Source organism: Peribacillus sp. TH16, from assembly GCF_016651095.1.
GTDB lineage: Bacteria > Bacillota > Bacilli > Bacillales > DSM-1321 > Peribacillus > Peribacillus butanolivorans.
In genome coordinates, this window is record NZ_JAEKEM010000009.1 from 361,965 (window position 1) to 380,840 (window position 18,876).

At 36.1% G+C, this 18,876-nt stretch carries 16 protein-coding genes and 1 pseudogene; 1 reads left to right on the plus strand and 16 read right to left on the minus strand.

Annotated features, from left to right (window positions below):
- Nucleotides 1-28: 28 nt before the first annotated feature.
- The gene (locus JFV29_RS15760; RefSeq protein WP_201180977.1) at nt 29-1,387 is read left to right on the plus strand and encodes an IS1182 family transposase; all 1,359 of its coding nucleotides are present in this window, start codon (nt 29-31) and stop codon (nt 1,385-1,387) included.
- Nucleotides 1,388-1,681: 294 nt separating this feature from the next.
- Here the strand turns inward: JFV29_RS15760 and JFV29_RS15765 are convergent, their stop codons facing one another.
- From JFV29_RS15765 to JFV29_RS15835, 16 genes and pseudogenes are all read right to left on the minus strand, one after another.
- Complete coding sequence (locus JFV29_RS15765) at nt 1,682-2,077, minus strand: cytosolic protein (protein WP_201185112.1); 396 nt, start codon at nt 2,075-2,077, stop codon at nt 1,682-1,684.
- Between the two features lie 65 nt (nt 2,078-2,142).
- The gene (locus JFV29_RS15770) at nt 2,143-2,898 is read right to left on the minus strand and encodes an exodeoxyribonuclease III (protein ID WP_201185114.1); all 756 of its coding nucleotides are present in this window, start codon (nt 2,896-2,898) and stop codon (nt 2,143-2,145) included.
- 74 nt (nt 2,899-2,972) lie between these two features.
- A complete protein-coding gene (gene cls / locus JFV29_RS15775) occupies nt 2,973-4,478 on the minus strand; it encodes a cardiolipin synthase (RefSeq protein ID WP_201185116.1) in 1,506 nt (501 codons plus the stop codon).
- 115 nt (nt 4,479-4,593) lie between these two features.
- Nucleotides 4,594-6,033 carry a glycogen synthase GlgA gene (gene glgA / locus JFV29_RS15780; protein ID WP_201187880.1) on the minus strand — a complete coding sequence of 480 codons (1,440 nt, stop codon included), beginning with the start codon at nt 6,031-6,033 and terminating at the stop codon, nt 4,594-4,596.
- A 36-nt stretch (nt 6,034-6,069) separates the two neighbouring features.
- Nucleotides 6,070-7,155: pseudogene (glgD, locus tag JFV29_RS15785) on the minus strand (glucose-1-phosphate adenylyltransferase subunit GlgD); the annotation flags it as partial.
- Nucleotides 7,156-7,172: 17 nt separating this feature from the next.
- Complete coding sequence (locus JFV29_RS15790) at nt 7,173-8,339, minus strand: glucose-1-phosphate adenylyltransferase (protein WP_201185117.1); 1,167 nt, start codon at nt 8,337-8,339, stop codon at nt 7,173-7,175.
- Nucleotides 8,339-10,279: a 1,4-alpha-glucan branching protein GlgB gene (gene glgB, locus JFV29_RS15795; RefSeq protein WP_201185119.1), complete on the minus strand. Its 1,941-nt coding sequence runs from the start codon at nt 10,277-10,279 to the stop codon at nt 8,339-8,341. Before glgB ends, JFV29_RS15790 begins: the two co-directional genes overlap by 1 nt.
- Nucleotides 10,280-10,522: 243 nt before the next feature.
- Nucleotides 10,523-11,536 (minus strand): glycoside hydrolase family 15 protein, encoded by a 1,014-nt coding sequence (locus JFV29_RS15800; RefSeq protein WP_201185121.1) that lies wholly within the window; start codon nt 11,534-11,536, stop codon nt 10,523-10,525.
- Between the two features lie 333 nt (nt 11,537-11,869).
- Entirely contained in the window at nt 11,870-12,196 is a 327-nt protein-coding gene (locus JFV29_RS15805; protein ID WP_201185123.1) for an AzlD domain-containing protein, read from the minus strand.
- Nucleotides 12,187-12,927: an AzlC family ABC transporter permease gene (locus tag JFV29_RS15810; protein WP_056527315.1), complete on the minus strand. Its 741-nt coding sequence runs from the start codon at nt 12,925-12,927 to the stop codon at nt 12,187-12,189. The genes JFV29_RS15805 and JFV29_RS15810 overlap by 10 nt, the downstream gene beginning before the upstream one ends.
- A 32-nt stretch (nt 12,928-12,959) precedes the next feature.
- Complete coding sequence (locus tag JFV29_RS15815) at nt 12,960-13,478, minus strand: mismatch-specific DNA-glycosylase (RefSeq protein ID WP_201185125.1); 519 nt, start codon at nt 13,476-13,478, stop codon at nt 12,960-12,962.
- 291 nt (nt 13,479-13,769) lie between these two features.
- Complete coding sequence (locus tag JFV29_RS15820; RefSeq protein ID WP_201185126.1) at nt 13,770-14,936, minus strand: MalY/PatB family protein; 1,167 nt, start codon at nt 14,934-14,936, stop codon at nt 13,770-13,772.
- 761 nt (nt 14,937-15,697) lie between these two features.
- A complete protein-coding gene (locus JFV29_RS15825; RefSeq protein WP_056527327.1) occupies nt 15,698-16,372 on the minus strand; it encodes a C40 family peptidase in 675 nt (224 codons plus the stop codon).
- A gap of 778 nt (nt 16,373-17,150) precedes the next feature.
- Nucleotides 17,151-17,426, minus strand: coding sequence for a hypothetical protein (locus tag JFV29_RS15830; RefSeq protein ID WP_242486032.1), 276 nt, complete (start codon nt 17,424-17,426; stop codon nt 17,151-17,153).
- Nucleotides 17,427-17,490: 64 nt separating this feature from the next.
- Nucleotides 17,491-17,640: a hypothetical protein gene (locus tag JFV29_RS30625; RefSeq protein ID WP_242486899.1), complete on the minus strand. Its 150-nt coding sequence runs from the start codon at nt 17,638-17,640 to the stop codon at nt 17,491-17,493.
- Between the two features lie 173 nt (nt 17,641-17,813).
- Entirely contained in the window at nt 17,814-18,656 is an 843-nt protein-coding gene (locus tag JFV29_RS15835) for a YitT family protein (RefSeq protein WP_098175024.1), read from the minus strand.
- Nucleotides 18,657-18,876: the final 220 nt, after the last annotated feature.

An 18,876-nucleotide genomic window follows, 5' to 3' on the forward strand; every position in this document is an offset into this window, starting at 1 on the left:
AGAAGTATTAAAACTTGAGGTGATGACGATGCTTTCGAAACATAATTCTATTCAGCGAGATCAACTTGAAATGATTACTTTGGATCAACTGGTGCCAGCGAACCATTTGGTTCGTAAAATTGAGGGAGCCATTGACTTCACTTTCATTTATGACTTGGTGAAAGATATGTATTCAGAGATAGGGCGCCCAAGTATTGATCCAGTTATTTTAGTTAAATTGACATTCATTCAATATACCTTCGGTATTCGTTCGATGCGTAAAACGATTGAAGAAGTTGAAACGAATATGGCTTACCGTTGGTTTTTAGGTTACGGTTTCCATGATAAAGTACCTCACTTCTCAACGTTCGGGAAAAATTATGAGCGTCGCTTTAAAGATACAGACCTGTTTGAACGGATTTTTTATCGTATCTTAATGACAGCTTCAGAAAGAAAGTTAATAAGTGCAGAGCACGTATTCGTTGATTCAACACATGTGAAAGCCAGTGCGAATAAGCGGAAATTCGAAAAGAAAATCGTTCGTAAGGAAACACGAGCATATCAAGGACGCCTTCAAGAAGAAATAAATCAAGATCGTGAAAACAATGGAAAGAAGCCTTTTCCACCGGATAAATTTGATAAAGAAGAAACCAAAGAAATTAAAGAAAGTACAACTGATCCTGAGAGTGGCTACTATGTAAAAGATGAACGAACAAAACAGTTTGCCTATTCATTTCATGCGGCTGCGGACCGCAACGGTTTTGTGCTGGGGACGATTGTAACACCGGGAAATACGCATGATAGTCATATCTTAGAGCCTCTTGTTGAACAAGTGATTGAGAAAGTTGGAAAACCTGAAGTTGTTGCCGCAGATGCAGCTTACAAAACACCAGCCATTACAAGCTACCTTTTTGGGAAAGAAATCACACCAGCTTTACCCTATACACGTCCACGAACAAAAGAAGGGTTCTTTCGCAAGCATGACTATGTTTACGATGAACATTTTGATTGTTATCTCTGCCCATCGGGCGAGATTTTAAAGTACTCAACAACAAATAAAGAGGGCTATCGCGAGTACAAATCACCCAAACACACTTGTGCGACATGCTCATTTTTATCACAGTGTACAGTAAGCAAAGACCATCAAAAAGTGGTGACACGCCATATCTGGCAAAATTATATGGAAGAAGCAGATCATCTGCGTCATCACAAGGATGTAAAACCTATATATGCGAAACGTAAAGAAACAATAGAGCGTGTATTCGCAGATGCAAAAGAAAAGCATGGTATGCGTTGGACTACTTTAAGGGGACTTAAAAAATTGTCGATGCAGGCGATGCTTACTTTCGCTGCCATGAATTTAAAGAAGATAGCCAATTGGACATGGCAAGGTCCAAGAATGGCTTAATAAAGTGGGCTCGTAGAGGCCCAATCTCTTAATCTTGAGCAAAATTCAAAGGGAATTTCAAAAGGGGTCCGGAATTAAAACATTCCGAACCCCTTTTGTCTACAAACTGAAAGCCCATCTTTTTCAAGATGGGCTTTTCCTTACGTTATATTATTTTTTGGCTATCTCACGATTTGAATACAAGACGTGAATTTGTTTATGACACGATTTATAGAGAAGAACACGATCTTCCTAGGTGTTAATTGATAGTTGATCAAGCTCACAAGTACCTCACAGACCATAATCTAAAATCGGTTACGGTTTAACGGACTTTCCTTCTTCAACTACATGAAACATCAAGTGTGCAAGATGATGAATTGGTCCATAATCTTCATCCTCTTCCTCTTCCTCTTCCATTTCATCCATGCCTTGTAAATAAAGGGCCATGAATTCATAAAAATCATTTTTGGAGAACGAGTAACAATCACTAGGATCCTGACTATCTTCTTCATATTGTAGAACAAGATGTGATAAATCTCCTTCATCATCCTCTGCATCAAAAAAGACGAAAGATCCCATATTTGTATCCAGTTCAAATAACCTGCGGAATCCACGTGATGCTGATTTTTCAAATTCTGCGGTCGTCAATTTTTGTACCTGCATGCTGTCAACATTATCTTCTTGATGGAAACTCACAATAAATGTGTTCATAACGTTTTACCTCCTGTTGAGTATGGATAACCCATAGTATCCCCATTTTACCGAATTTATCCGAGTTAAAGAGCTGTTTCCAAAACAACCGGACAATGATCACTGCCCATAATATCGCAATGAATATTGGCCTCTATTAAAGAATCCACGAGACGTTGGGAAACAATAAAATAATCGATTCTCCATCCGATATTCCTCTCCCTTACCTTACTCATATATGACCACCAGGTATAAGCACCTTCCTGGTCAGGATAAAAATGGCGGAACGTATCAACAAACCCTGCATCAAGTAAATCAGTCATTTTACCTCGTTCTTCTAATGTGAAACCAGAATTCCCAACATTTGGTTTAGGGTTTTTCAAGTCTATTTCCTGATGTGCTACATTTAGATCGCCACAATAAATAACTGGTTTTACTAAGTCTAGCTCTCTCAGATAATTACGATTTTCATCTTCCCATTCAAGACGGTAATCAAGTCTTGATAAATCTCTTTTAGCATTTGGCGTATAAACATTAACCATATAAAATTTCTCATACTCGAGTGTTATGATTCTGCCTTCCGGTTCCTCACCTCGTTCCCCTACACCATATTTGACTGAAAGCGGTTTTTCCTTCGTGAAGATGGCTGTACCTGAATAACCTTTTTTCAAAGCATAATTCCAATATTGATGATACCCCTCTAGTTCAAGTGAAATCTGCCCTTCTTGAAGTTTAGTTTCTTGAAGACAAAAAATATCTGCGTCCACATCTTTAAAGTAATCTAAAAATCCTTTTTTTACACAAGCTCGAATTCCATTTACGTTCCAAGAAACCAATTTCATATTCTTTTACAATCTCCTTATAGCAAACTTTTCTTTTCTATCACAACTATACTATTGATTTGATTTTTTGCCCATCAGAGTACATTGGAAAATAACCGGGCAAAAGATTCTTTTGAACGTTCCAGCAAACCTCGATTATTATAACTTAATGGATCTAGTTTTTCGCTATCCTTCATATCCTCTTGATAATGAGTGACTAGATCGTTAATGGAACTGCTACCCATAAGGAAGACATTCACCTCGAAATTAAGATGGAAACTCCTCATATCCATGTTTGCCGTTCCAATTGAAGCAATATCACCATCCACAATGATAAGTTTTTGATGCAAGAAACCCTTTTTGTACGAGTAAACTTCTACACCAAATTGAAGAAGTTCACCGAAATAAGAACGACTCCCATATTGGGTTAAAAAACCATCATTTACCGCAGGAACCATAAGTCGGACTTGTATCCCTTTTAAGGCAGCATGCTTAATCGCTGCTTTGATCGCTTGATTCGGTACAAAGTATGGACTTGCAATCCAGATTGATTTTGTTGCACAAGTTATCAGAGAATAGTAAAAATCACTCATGATTCCCTGCTGTGTATCAGGGCCACTAGCAACAACCTGAACCGCTCCATCTCCTTTTTCAACTCTGGTATTGATCTCCGGACGTTCTTCTAAAACATCTTCTCCACTTACATATTCCCAATCTAACAGGAATACCGTATGAAGCATGTAAACGGCTTCCCCTTCAAGGACCATATGCGTATCACGCCAAAATCCAATGTTTTTATTTCTTCCTAAATACTCCTCACCAATGTTCAAACCACCCACAAAACCAATTTCCCCATCTATGATGATGATTTTTCGGTGATTCCTAAAATTAAACTTTTGATTGAAAAATCCGTGCTTTAACGGCGAAAATGGGTATGCTTTAACACCTGCCTTTTTCATCCGCTTAACTTCATTATTTGAAAGACTTAAACTACCTGCAGCATCAAAAATAAATAAAACTTCTACACCTTTTTTTGCCTTTTCAATTAGAATATCTATAATTTCTGTTCCAAGTCTGTCTGAACGGAAAATATAATACTCAATATGAATGAATTTTTCCGCTTTCTTTAACTGTTTAATGATTTCTGAAAACGTTTCATTTCCATTTTTCAACACTTCCGTTTTTGAAGCTGTACTTATAGTCGTCTCAGAAGCATTCTTGGCAAAAGCTGCAAAGGACTTCTGATGATTGTTCAAGAACGTAAGGTCTGGTGAAGATACATGAGTGACAAGACTTTTCCATTCTTCCCGGTCTTTTTTTCTTTTACTTTGGAACAAATACCCCTTTAAATAAAGTTGGCCCGAAAACAAGTAAAAGACATAGCCAAATACAGGGAAAAATAAAAGCACATACATCCATAGAAGAGTATCATGCGCAAATCTATTTTCTAGCATCAGTGAGTATATTGTAATAAACATAACAAAAACATATAACCCAATAAAAAATAGCCTCGTGTTGAAGCTAACCTGACTAAAAACGATCATATAAACCGATACGAGTAAAATAAATAAAAATACAAATTCCATTCTTCTTCTTCTCATTTTTTCATTCTCCTACACTGCAATATTTTATATATCTGTCATATACCCATATTTCATTGCAAAAGAAACAAAAACACTTACGAAGACAAATTTCGTAAGTGTTTTATCTTTTTCTTTATCTGATTTTTACAGGAATTAAGCTTTCATACAGGTCAAGATATTTTACGGATGACGAAGCCCAACTAAAATCTAGTTTCATTGTATTTTCAACCAACTTCTTCCACCTTTTCGGCTGGAATTTATACATTCCTACTGATTGCTCAATTGTATGAAGCATATCGTGTGCATTATAATTCGTAAAACTAAAACCATTTCCCTCGTCAGTAAATTGATTGTATGGAATCACCGTATCCCGAAGCCCACCGGTCTCCCTTACTATCGGTAATGTACCATACCTCATCGCCAAGAGTTGCCCGATTCCACATGGTTCGAATTGAGAAGGCATTAAAAATAAATCAGATCCAGCATAAATCCGTCTTGCCAATCCTTCATCAAAGTATGTATTCACCGAAACTTGATTTGGATATTGATCAGCCAGATTACGGAAGACCGATTCATATTGTTCATCACCGGTACCTAGTAGAATGAATTGAATTCCTTGGTTTATCATTTCATGAAAAACATGAAGAATAAGGTCAATTCCTTTTTGATCAACCAGCCTGGTTACCATTGATATAACAGGGATGCCATCATTGACTGGGAGATTCAATGATTCCTGTAACTGACGTTTATTTTCCATCTTTCCATTATAGGTGTTAAAGGGAATCGAAAGGAATTCATCTGTGACAGGATTATATTCTTCATAATCAATCCCATTAATAATTCCTCTAAGATCGCCACTTCGTTTACTCAAGAAACCATTCAAATTCTCACCATAATATGCAGTCTGAATTTCTTCTGCATAACTTGGGCTTACAGTTGTGATAATGTTTGAGAAAGCAATACCTGCTTTCAGATAACTGACATTTCCATGGAATTCTAGTCCGTCGATATTAAAATACAATTCACTCAAATCCAATAATTCTGCTAGAACAGTTTTTGAATAAACTCCTTGGTAGCGTAAATTATGTATCGTAAATACTGTTTTAATATCTTGGTAGAAAGGATGATTGTGATAATGAGCTTTCTTCAGGACACTGACCAGGCCAGTTTGCCAATCATGACAGTGAATGATGTCCGGCTTTTCTTCTAAATAAGGTAGAGCTTCTAAAATGGCACGGGAGAAAAAGGCAAATCTCTCACCATCATCGAAAAACCCATAACTTCCATGTCTTTTGAAATAATATTCATTATCAAGAAAATAATATGTAATTCCATTTGCAACAAGCTTTTCAATTCCGCAAAATTGCTGACGCCATCCAACAGGAACTTCGATACTCGTAATATGTCTCATATCCTGTTTAAAATGAAAAGGAAGATCCTCAAATTTTGGAAGAATAACACTTACATGGACTCCCTGTTTTTTTAGCGCTTTCGGGAGCGCACCTATTACGTCTCCTAGCCCTCCCGTTTTTATAAAAGGGGCGCATTCTGAAGCAGCAAATAAAACATTCATTGCCGCACCTCCTCTATTAAATAATTTCTGCTTTTTTATTACAGTCGGTTGTTTTATACCAATAACTGTTTTCTCACTAGTAATTTTTACTTCTTTGTCAGTAATAATATTTTCTACGATTGCCCCTTCTTCTATCTCACCTTTTTGCATGATGATACTATTCCTTATGATAGCACCTTTTTTTACCTTTACCCCACGAAAAAGTATACTGTTTTCGACAGTCCCCTCAATAACACAACCGTTGGCTATTAAAGAATTGGTAACCTTAGAGGATCCTGAATATTTGGTAGGTGCTTCATGTTTAATTTTTGTATAAACATCCCATGTATCACCGAAGAAAGAGCGGATAACTGAGGGATTCAAAAAATTCATATTGCTTGAATGAAAACTTTCAATCGAGTGGATAAATGGCATATCTCCGGTGAAATTGTAACCTTTAACATTAAAACGATGAAGGTTAGCTTTTACAGCATCTTTCAAGAAGTCATTTTCCCCACTAGCTACACAGCCTTTGATCAATTTCACCAAAAGGGTTTTACTAATAATGAAGGTTTCTAGACACACATGGTCTCCAGGTCTAGGGATCGTATAAAAGCTAATGTCCGTGATATCTTCATCTGAATCAACTGAGCAGGTGTGATAAATTGGTTTTTCTATCAATTCCCCTACATAATCTTTATAGACGACTGTGATATCTGCTTTATGTTTTTTATGATAAGCAAGTACTTCATTAAAATCTATTTTGCATACATGACTTCCAGGAGAAATGATAACTGTTTCTGCATCAGCCCTCTCAAAAAAGCTGAGATGATCATAAAACTGTTTCATATCACCTGTCACAGTTTCATCTGGATGGATAGGAGGCAAGATGAACAACCCTCCTGAACGCCGATCCAAATTCCATTCTTTCCCCGACCCAAGATGATCCATAACAGAAAGATATTTTTCCTTTGGAAAAACGGCTACCTTCGATACATCTGCATTTATGAAGTTCGACATCGTAAAGTCAATTAGACGGTAACGTCCACCAAATGGCACAGATGCTACATTACGATGAGCAGTCAACTCTTTTAAATGTTGTCTTTCATTGATTAAGTTAATAATTCCCAACACGTTATCCATAACATCGTCCCCTTTTTCTAGTTAAGAGTAATCTTTTTTTTGTTTGGATTTGTAATGGTCTGATTTTCGCCTATCAAGGTAATTTCAGAATTAACGGCTGAATTGCCTACTACAGCACCATCTTCTATAACACAATTGCTGGCAATAATACTTCTTTCTATATGAACGTTTTTACCAATCGTAACATTAGGCATAATGACTGAATCTTTAATCGTTGATCCATATCCCACCTGTACATTATAGGATAAAACTGAGTGATCAATGTTTCCATGTATCATGCAGCCCTCATTAATAAGCGATTGGCTGACCTCTGCTTCTGATGATATATATTGTGGAGGGTGATTTGCATTTCGAGCAAAAATCTTCCACTGCTGATCATCCAACTGGAAATTTGGTGTTTCCTCCAATAAATCCATATGTGCCTGCCAAAGGCTCTCAACGGTTCCAACATCCTTCCAATAATCATTAAAACGATAGGCAAAAAGTTTTTTTCGATCTTCCAGCATCTTTGGAATAATGTTGCTGCCGAAATCATTGGATGAATTCACATCTTTTTCATCGTTAATTAAGTATTTCCTTAAGGTCTTCCAATTGAAAAGGTAAACACCCATAGAAGCCAGGTTACTCTTTGGATATTTTGGTTTCTCATCGAATTGGGTAACCCTATCGGCCTCATTCGTATTCATAATGCCAAAACGGCTTGCTTCCTGCCAAGGTACTTGAATGACAGCTATTGTGGCCTCTGCATTTTTTTCGATATGATAATCAAGCATTTTGCTGTAATCCATTTTATAAATATGGTCACCTGATAGGATCAACACGTGTTCCGGATCATAGTTATCAATGTATTGGATATTTTGATAAACAGCATTGGCTGTTCCTTTATACCACTCGCCGCCTTCTTTCCCTTGATATGGAGGAAGAACAGAAACCCCGCCAACATCTAGATCTAAATCCCAAGCTTTACCGTTACCCACATAATCATTAAGTATCAAAGGCTGATATTGGGTCAGTACCCCAACAGTATCAATACCAGAATGAGTGCAGTTACTCAATGGAAAATCGATGATTCTATATTTACCCCCGAACGGAACAGCTGGTTTTGCCAGCCCAATAGTTAATTCACCTAATCTTGAACCCTGCCCTCCTGCCAATAACATTGCAATCCATTTTTTCGCTCCCATTAATCGTTCACTCTCCCGCGTCTTTTTTTGGTTTGCTTCATGTAAATCGATACGCCTAATGGAGGTACTGTTATTTCCATACTGAATAGTTGATTATGATAAGGCTCTTTTTTTACATTTATGGGTTCTTTATTAACCTGACCTGACCCTCCGAAAGCTACAGAATCACTATTAAAGACCTCTATATATTTCCCCTGAGATGGTACACCGATTTTATAATGATTATGAGTCTGAGCAGAAAAATTACAGACTACAATACAATAATCGCCTTTGCGTTTACCTTTTCTCATAAAGGTAAGAATACTCTGACTACTATTGTTAGGATCTATCCATTCAAAACCCTCCTGATCATGATCTAGTCTCCATAGGCAAGATGTTTCTCTATATAATTCTTGGAGGCTACGGAAGTAATGTGCTAGCTTTGTGTGTGATTCATATTCCAATAGCAGCCAATCTAATTGCTCCTCATCTTTCCACTCAATAAACTGACCAAATTCCCCACCCATAAAGAGAAGTTTCTTTCCAGGATGAGTCATAAAATAACCCAAGAGTAAACGCAAATTCGCAAATTTCTGCCAATAGTCACCTGGCATCTTATTCAATAAAGACCTTTTGCCATGAACTACTTCATCATGTGAAAAGGGTAATACGAAATTCTCTGAAAAAGCATAGAAAAATGAAAAGGTTAAAAGGCTGTGATGATTTGGCCTTTCACTCGTATCAAGTTTCATATATCGAAGAATATCGTTAGTCCATCCCATATTCCACTTATAATTAAAACCTAGACCGCCTATATCGGTAGGAGAAGTTATAAGTGGCCGGTCTGTTGCTTCTTCAGCCATCATTAAGGCGTTTGGATACTTCTTAAAAACCACTTCATTAAGTTTTTGCAAAAATTGTATTGCCTCAATGTTTTCTTCACCGCCATTTTGGTTTTTTAACTTTACCGGCAAAGGGTTATCATGATTTAAATACACCATAGAAGATACCGCATCGACACGAACCCCGTCGATATGGTAAACGTCCATCCAAAACAACACATTTGATATGAGAAAACTAATTACCTCTGGTTTAGTAAAATCGAAATTGTATGTTCCCCATATTGGGCGATCAGCTCTAGTATAGTCAATTGGTTCATAGAGAGGTGTTCCATCAAATCGGGCAAGACCATGCGCATCTTTACAAAAATGGGCGGGAACCCAGTCAAGAATTACACCAATACCATTTTGATGGCAGCGGTTTATAAAATACTTGAAATCTTCTGGTGAGCCATAACGGCTATTTACTGAATAATATCCAGTAACCTGATATCCCCAAGATTTATCGAATGGGTGTTCCAATATGGCCATGATTTCCACGTGTGTAAAACTATTATCAATCACATAGTCAACTAATCTATCAGCCAGTTCACGGTACGAATAAAATTCCCCGTCCTCTGTCTGTTTCCATGTTCCCGGATGAACTTCATATATCGACATAGGTTTATGATAAATATTTTCTTTTTTCCTATCGGCTATCCATTTCGAATCTTGCCATTCAAAATTATCCAACCTTTTAATGATAGAGGCTGTATTTGGTCTTATTTCCGAATAAAAAGCATAAGGATCGGCCTTTAGGATACGTTTATTTCCGGGTGTATGTATTTCGTATTTGTATAGCTCTCCTTCTTGTAATCCTGGTACAAACAACACCCAGATACCTGAACGCTCAATCCGCTCCATAGCATGATCATTTCCATCCCAATTATTAAAATTACCGACTACTGAAACTTGCTTGGCATGGGGTGCCCAAACGGCAAATCTGACTCCTGTTTTACCTGATGATGTAACAAAGTGTGCCCCAAGCATTTTATAACTTTCATAAAGGGTTCCTTCATGAAATAAATACAAATCAAATTCGCTTGGATAAATCTCTTGTAGCTGGTCGATAATTGTATTCAAATTTTACCCCTCCATCAACATGAACTCGATAGCATTTTTCCCTTCCTTCCCCAGATATTATATATATTCGATGGAAATTATATTAATCCTTCAAATGGAGGTGAAGTTATTGTAATTAATGCCCTTTTTTTAAATTTTAAAACATTTTTCGTAAAATATAACCATTTTATGTAAAAATAAAGTACAAAATTAAAGCCCTTCCCATATTTTAGGAAGAGCTCTAAGTAGCCATGTACGAAAACTTCATGTTACTTGTTCAGTACGTATCATTTTAGTTTTTGTTAAGAATAAATAAGATAAAGAAACGGACCATGCCAGAGGAGTATTTCCGTTAGGAATATTACTGCCTCCGATATATAATTCAGGAACTTCCCAGTTCTCTGGTATTATATTTTTTGTTTTCTCTATATATTCCTTTGCCTTGTTCATCATACCTAGTTCATGATAGCATAATCCCAGCCACGGAAGTCCGAAACACCACTCTGCTTCTTGACCTTCATTATAATAAAGGTCCCTTTCATACCGTATACAGCCGTTTGTTCTTTCAAGACGTTCTGAAACATTCTGCAATATTTTAAGGGCTGTATCTCGATCGACAAGCCGGTAAGGATAAATTAAAGATAGTAGGGCTAAGTCCGTCTCTTTCGTATAGCTTTCTCTTGGAAGCAAAAAACGAAGTGTTTCCTCACCCCTTTTAATTAATTCCTCTTTTACGTTGACCAGCATTTTAACGGAATTCAAACCAGCTACACAGGCACCGATACTGGAAGCGTGAATTTCTATATTTTCTTCCCACATGCCATTATCTTCTGATTGCCAATATTGAAGGCATTCCAAGTAGTTAACTAACTTTTGAACAATCCGTAAATCATGCTCATCTCTTAACACCTTTTTACCATGCCGATACCCTTCACCAACTCCCCATAAAAAGGCACCAATCGCATCATTTTGAGCATGCCCCCACTCTTCCGGAAGTTCTTTAAGATCAGTGGAATATCTAGAATGGATAAATTCAAAAAGATACTGGGGTTTCTGTTCAGTATGAATATCTATTTTCCATTCGTAGGTTCGAAATAACTCAAATAAAGCATGGTACGCTTTCTCATAACGATCGGATGTATCATTTAAAAAAGGCAATACTGTATATACGACATCCCGGATCCAGACATAATTATAATCATTGGAAACACTCGCTGTATACGCTCCATTGGAAAGACGCATACGATCAAGAACCTCTAGTGCACCGTTTACATTCATTAGTTATACACCTCCGAAGCTATTTGCTTATTCTCATTGTTGACAGCCTTCCATTTTCTAAACGTTTTGTCATTTATTTTAAATTAGAAGCGCTTTCAATTCAGTTATCAGAAACTACATTCTAGAAGTTCATTTACATTAGTTTATGTACTAAAGGTCTCTTTTGATAATCAAGCTTTCAATGTTCTCTAAAAAGCGTTATATGCCTATTTGATAAGAAAAAACTTTATATTTTTTGCTATTTATATATGAGCACAAAAAAACTAGTAATGATTACTCACTACTAGTAATATTGTCCTGTCGTTATAATGTTTAGTCTTTATTTTGCCTATTTTAAAAGAAAAATCTCATTACCATCAAAGATAGTACTCCTATTAGAACAGTTACTAATAAACTTCTAGTAAAAATGGCAACTATAAACGTCGGTATAGCCGCAGCTAAATTCAGTGCATTTTCCTTAATTGAAAAGACCTGCTCTGATAAAAGAAGTTCTTGTGCAAGCAAAGCAGCCATAACGGCTACTGGTACATGCTTTAACCAATTGATTCCCCACTCAGGAATCTCCATTTTGCTAAGCAGCATTAATGGAACGACTCTGGGGATGAAGGTTACAATTGAAGTACCTAAGATAACAAGAAGGATATATCCTGTTATTTCCATCTTTCAATCACCATCCCTATCGCTGAAGCTAATATTGTTGCAACTATAACGCCTGTACTTCCAGGAAAGATAAAACTTATAGCAACCACAATTAAAATGGCACTTAAAGCGACTACAAGATCTATGAAAAACTTTTTTTTACTTAGAATCTGTAAAACTAATAGACCAATAAACATAGCAGGCAAGGCAAAGTCCATCCCGTATTTTTCTGGATTCGGAATCCACTGGCCAAAATAACCCCCTGCCATGTTTGCAACAAACCAGTTTAAATAGGCTGCTAGATTCAGGCCTAACATCCATTTAAAATCAAGTTTTTTCTTTTTCTGCGCTTGGGTGACAGCCACTCCAAACGTTTCATCAGTTAATAAGGCTCCTGTTATCAGGTTTTGCCTCGAGGTTTGATGTCGGAAATAAGGTGCCAATGCTGCACTTAATAAAAGATGACGACTGTTAACGAAAAATATCGTGAAAATAATGGCCGATACCGGATGGCTTGCAGCAATCATACCTGCTGCTATAAATTGGCCGGATCCTGCATATAGTAAAAGAGACATAAGTGCCACTTCAATCATGCTTAATCCTGACGTTTTTTCGACTACCCCTGCTGCAAAACCAATGCTTAAGTATCCCAATAATGTCGGAATACAATCCTTAACGCCCTGCCAAAAGCCTTCACCTTCTTTAACATCGGAAAAAGTACCACTTTTCCATTCCGCACTATCCTGACTCATATAAAACTCCACCCTTGTTTTAGTATGTAACATTAACTATATTTTAAATTGTCGATAAGTACTGGCAACTCACTATATATTTCAATAATTTCTTCAATTCTCATTCTTACTAAACCGCTTGATGATGGAGCAACAAATTCCTTCGTCACGACATCGTCTGAATTTTTTTGGAGTCCCCATGCAATTTTTCGTATTTGCCGATATTCCTGATAGACACCCTTACCAACGAAACAGACTAGTAAAGGTTTGTATTTTTCAATTTTTTTCTTTAATTGTTTCCTGCCTTCTTTATACTCTTCTTTTGTGATTTCATCAGCAGCTTTGGTAGGCCTAGAAACGATATTTGTAAAACCATAGCCTAAATCTAGTAATGAAGAATCTTCAGTTGGGTGATATTTTCTAGGTGTAAGTCCAGATTCGAAGAGAATTTTCCAAAAGCGATTGTTGGGATTCGCATAATGATGACCTGTCTGTCCCGAACGGATACTTGGATTAAAGCCAACAAACAAAATATCTAGGTTTTCTTTCAAATGATCGGATATGCCTTCCATTGTAAAACCCCTTTTCCATTTTCTTATATATTATTGTACAAAACTGAAAAATATTTTCCTACCTTTTCCGACATTATTTTGCTGAAAATGTAATAGGTAACTAGGAGTGTTGGCGCCACCCATATAGTCCGAGGTTTTCGGGCCATATAATGCCGAATCGACACGCACCAGACTTTACAGAAAGGGTCTTTTCCTTTCTGGAAAGTCTGTAGTAACACCCGCCTAACACAATGGAAAGGTAGTGGATTTATTCATGAGTAAAATAAAGAAGAAACCTGCTAGCAAAAATCGTTAGCAGGTTTCTTCTTTTCCTTTTACTGCCGCTTTCATTCTAAGTAAAGCCTCAGTTAGAACCTCACGCGGACATGCAATATTTATACGTTCAAAACCATAGCCACCGCTACCGAACTTCATACCTTCATCGAGGCGAACTCTTACATTTTCTAAGAAGAACGAATGCAATTTGTCATGTGGAATTCCTAGATCTCGACAATCTAACCAAATCAAATGGGTTGCTTCTGGTTTCACAACTTTAATTGAAGGAATATATTCTTTTAAAAAGGAACAAACATATTTAAGATTCTCTTCCAAATACTCCTTTACTTCTTGTAGCCAAGGTAAACCTTTATAGTAGGCAGCAATCGTTCCCTCCACGGCAAAGGCATTTGGACGCATTAATCCATATCCTGTTAAAAGCGCCTCATACTTTTCTTTAACATCTCTATTCGGAATAATAAAAATAGAGCTTTGCATTCCCGCAATGTTAAATGTTTTACTCGGTGCAGCACATGTAATAGAAAATTTTAAATGGTTTGGATGAACCGTTGCAAATGGTATGTGTTTATAACCTGAGTAAGTTAAATCTCCATGCATTTCATCCGAAATAACAAAGACACCATGTTTATCACAAATTTCTCCTATTTTTCTCAATTCTTCAGGAGTCCACACTCTACCTACTGGATTGTGAGGGCTACACAAAATAAATACTTTCGTATTTGGCTGTGATGCTTTTTCCTCAAAATCTTCAAAATTCATTTCATAGGTACCATTCGAATAAATGAGAGAATTGTTTAAAATGGTACAACCTTGTGTTTCAATCGTAGAAAAGAACGGATAATATACGGGGTCTTGTACGATAACCCCATCACCCGGTTGTGTTAATGCTTTTAATAATAAATTAATTCCAGGAATGATTCCCGGGCTAAAAGAAATCCATTCTCGTTTTAACTCCCAATCGTATTGTGTTTTCCACCAATACTGAACAGCATCATAATAACGCTCACAAAACGTACTATACCCGTAAATTCCGTGCAGTGCCTTTTGACTTATGGCATTTACTATTTCTTCTGAAACTTGAAAATCCATATCGGCAATACATAATGGAATAATATCTTGATCTTCTATGTACCATTTAACCGAATGTGTTTTTCTTCGATCAATTAATTTTTCTAGATGCATGACTTTCTCTCCTATCTTTCATCCCCTATTGATAATCAATTCATATTATATAGGAGATTGAAGCACATATTTGGTATGACTTTGGCTTTAAATAAAGTCAGTTATTAACTTAGCAGCCTCGTCCATAAATCTCCTCCAACAAATAATAACATATCAAAAAATGCAGTAACTTTAAGAATAAAACTAAAAAAACAGGCATGCCAGTTAAGTAAGCGTCAATAACAAAGCCAGGAGTTTGTAGTGCCCAAAACATCCATATCTACTTAATTTTACTCGAAAAATTTATAACGCCTTAGATTAAACAACATAATTGATGATACTTAAAAACATACTACAGATCATAAACAAAATCCCTATTTTTTTGATGTCCCCATTTCAGAGCCCCTTCGAATTATTATTTGCTTCAATAACTGCATTAATAATTTTCACATCATACTCACTTTTTACTCTTTCTGACTTCCCACACCCTTTATCTTCCAAACACTAATCATTATGCTTCTAAACGGTCAATTCAGACTGGCGACGACTTTAGACTACCAGTAGACCTCATTTTCACAAGTTACGATGATGTTTACGAAAAAAGAGGAGCCGGCACGAACCTAAATATAAAAAAAGCAGAAAAAGAAGTTCATGAATTTTTCAATAAACCTAATGAAGTGGTCTATATAATAACCCTATTGTACTAAAAAAAGCAAAAGCCAGTCCTTTTTTAACAGAACTGGCCTTAAACTCTATATTTATATGTCAGAAAAGTAACCCTATCATTTATATGTTTTTGCTCCTATATATCTATCCGACCAATAACTATTATTCATCGAAGTAATTGATACACCTTTTGAGGAGGAGCTATGAATGAATTGGTTTCCACCGATATAAATCCCCATATGAGAGGCACCTGATTTATAGGTTTCAAAAAACACAAGATCCCCGGCTTTTGGGGAAGAAACCTTTTTCCCCTTCTTGTATACTTCCCCAACAGTTCGTGGCATAGTCACATTGGAACTTTCTTTAAAAACATATTTTACAAACCCACTGCAATCAAAACCTTTTGGCGAACTCCCTCCCCATACATAAGGGACATTCAAATGTTTTTTAGCGTTACTTACCAGCTTAGCAGATGAATAACTGTTTGCTTGTTGGGCGTTTTTTTTGGTTATCCCCAAAGCCTTATAGGTATTCGAACCGACAATACCATCTGCTTTTAGGCCTTTTCTTTTTTGAAATTTCACAACTGAGCTTTTCGTAACCGTCCCAAAATATGTAGTCGTGTTTTTACTAGTGAAGTATCCTTTTTTCTTCAGAACCCCTTGTAATTGTTTAACTTCGGTATGCGTCATTCCACTTTTCAACGTACGATCACCTAATGCAGCATTACTAACTAAAGGATTGGATAGCAACAAACCGGTCACAACACATGCAGCTATAATTTTTTTCATATTATATATTTTCCTCCAGAAAATCTCTTTTTTTAATTCTATCACTCATTCACGACACTTTTTTTTACAGTTTCATTACAAAATCATGCATATTTTGATCTTATATGACATAAACTACAAAACTTGGTAATATATTAGTAATTTTTGCTTACAGTCGAGAAAGTCAACAAATTGTGAACATACTATGTGGCTTTTTACCTTGTCTTTAGCAAAAATATCAAAATGACAAAAGGGGTGCTTCGTTAATTCTTCAAAATAAAAAAACACCAAATGGTAATAGGTGCTTTAATTTCTCTCTATTTTGACTATTTCTTAACGCCTAGATACATTTTTTCGCTCATTTCAATATAGGTCTGATTAGATTATAGTACTCTTGCCGATATTAACGAATGACGTCTCTGAACGATTAAATAAATAAATAAATAAATATAACGCTACTGATTTAGAGCTAAAAGTTGTATTTAACATATCATATCAATGCGCAAGATTTTCGCCAGCAACTTGTACTAATTCACCGGTCACAATTGGTGCAACTATACTTTAGTTAACATTTGCATCACTAACTTTTTTAGAAGTTTAAGAAGATTTATAATCTATCATAATAAAATCTGTGCCCTTTTCAGTATAAATAGTCAAAAAGAAATATTGGATATTAGAAACGTTGATTCCTTCATTTTTCTTCTTTTTGTTTCGGTTCAATGAGGTTTTTTCCGCAATTCCAAACGCCTCTCTCTTACCAGTGAATAGTATTTGCTTCCTTGAGCAAACCCTTCTTCTTTTATTGTCGAGTTTCTTTTATATATAAAATGCTCTTCTTAAAATCTTTTTCATATTCCTTAACCAACTTATAAAAAGTCGTCTTTATAATGTCTAGTTCTGACATGGCTTTAGCTTTACCAGCTGTCATCTCTTCTGCTTTCCAAAAATCATAGACTTCATTAAACTCTTCCGTTTCTTGAATTTTCGGTCGTCCGAATAGCACACCATTTTGCAAAGCCACATCAATTGCCCCATTCCGTAGTTTTCGAATACGGTCCTGTTCCACTTCCACCATCTAGGAATTGATTTGTAAAACAAGATCCGCAATGAATGTACCTTGGACCTTGGCTATCTTTAAATTAAGTAGTATCCAATAATGGAATATCCATGACAACGATATCCGCTTGGGTATTTTTTGTGATCTCATGCCAATCCTGAAGGATTTCTTCTTTGTTTCTGCCAAAACGATCTTGTGAATGAAAGTATAGAACATTCCTGTTCCCAATCATGGGCTTTAATAATTGATATTGAAATTACTTGAAATCCCCCTTTTTTTTCATAAATATGTCTCGTTCATTTAGTACTTTAACAAAAGGATAAAAAAACCATTTTATAAAAAAAGACCCATCCGCAAAGGTTTTACTTTTACGAACGGATCTACCCTTATATCTAATTCTTTTTTCTACCAGACATTTTTAAAATTACCAATGACTTTTTGAGCTGGCATGGCTGAAATAAATGCGTGATCATCTATACTTTGTACAGTTTGACATAATTCTGACCATTGAATATTCACAATCACACAAAGTATGACTTGTTTTTCACTATGTGAGTAGGCACCTAAAGCGTCCCAAGATGTAACACCGCGATGGAACGCTTGATTGAGAGCTTCAGATATCTCTTCTCCCTTATCCGTCACAATAATTACAGAACTTCTTTCCGCCATATTAAGTAAGGATTCATAAGTCTTAGCTCCAACATATAGCGAAAGAATGGTAAACATGGCTGCCTGTACATCAAAAATCACAGCAGAAATAGCAACAATAATCAGATTAACGATAAGACCAAATTTTGCAATGGACAGATTTTTGTGTTTAGCAATGATCCGTCCAAGAACATCTAATCCGCCATTTGAACCTCCTACACGAAGCATGATTGCTCCGCCAGCAAAAGAAATTATACCCCCGAAAATAGAAGCTAAAATAATATTATCCGTCCACATTAGACGAATGGGGATAAAATGAAGGAATATGGTGTCAGAAATGACAGCAAGAATTGTATAAAGGATAAATTTTTTCCCTAAATGGATATATCCTAATATTAATAGTGGGATATTATAGATAAAATATTGTACTCCCACTGACCAATGAAAAAAGTGGTACAAAATCATACAAATCCCTATGACACCTCCAGACAGTAAATTAGCTGGAAGTAACAATGTATTTGCACCAATAGCAATTAATAAGCTACCAAATATAATACTCAATATCTCAATAACAATCCGGTATTTTCCTTTATTTCTCATATTGTATCCCTTCTCCAATTGTTTGGTAAATTAGATTATTCTCATTCAGAATTATACAATAAAATTCGATTAAGCGTTTACTAATTTTAGGAAGAAACTCTTCAATAATCATGACTGTTTGATGCAAAATACGAAACCACTTCCTTTAAAAAAGCATCTGCTAGTCTGCAGACACTCCTTTTTGACTTGTTTCTTTTATTATTGAATATAAAGAAGCCTT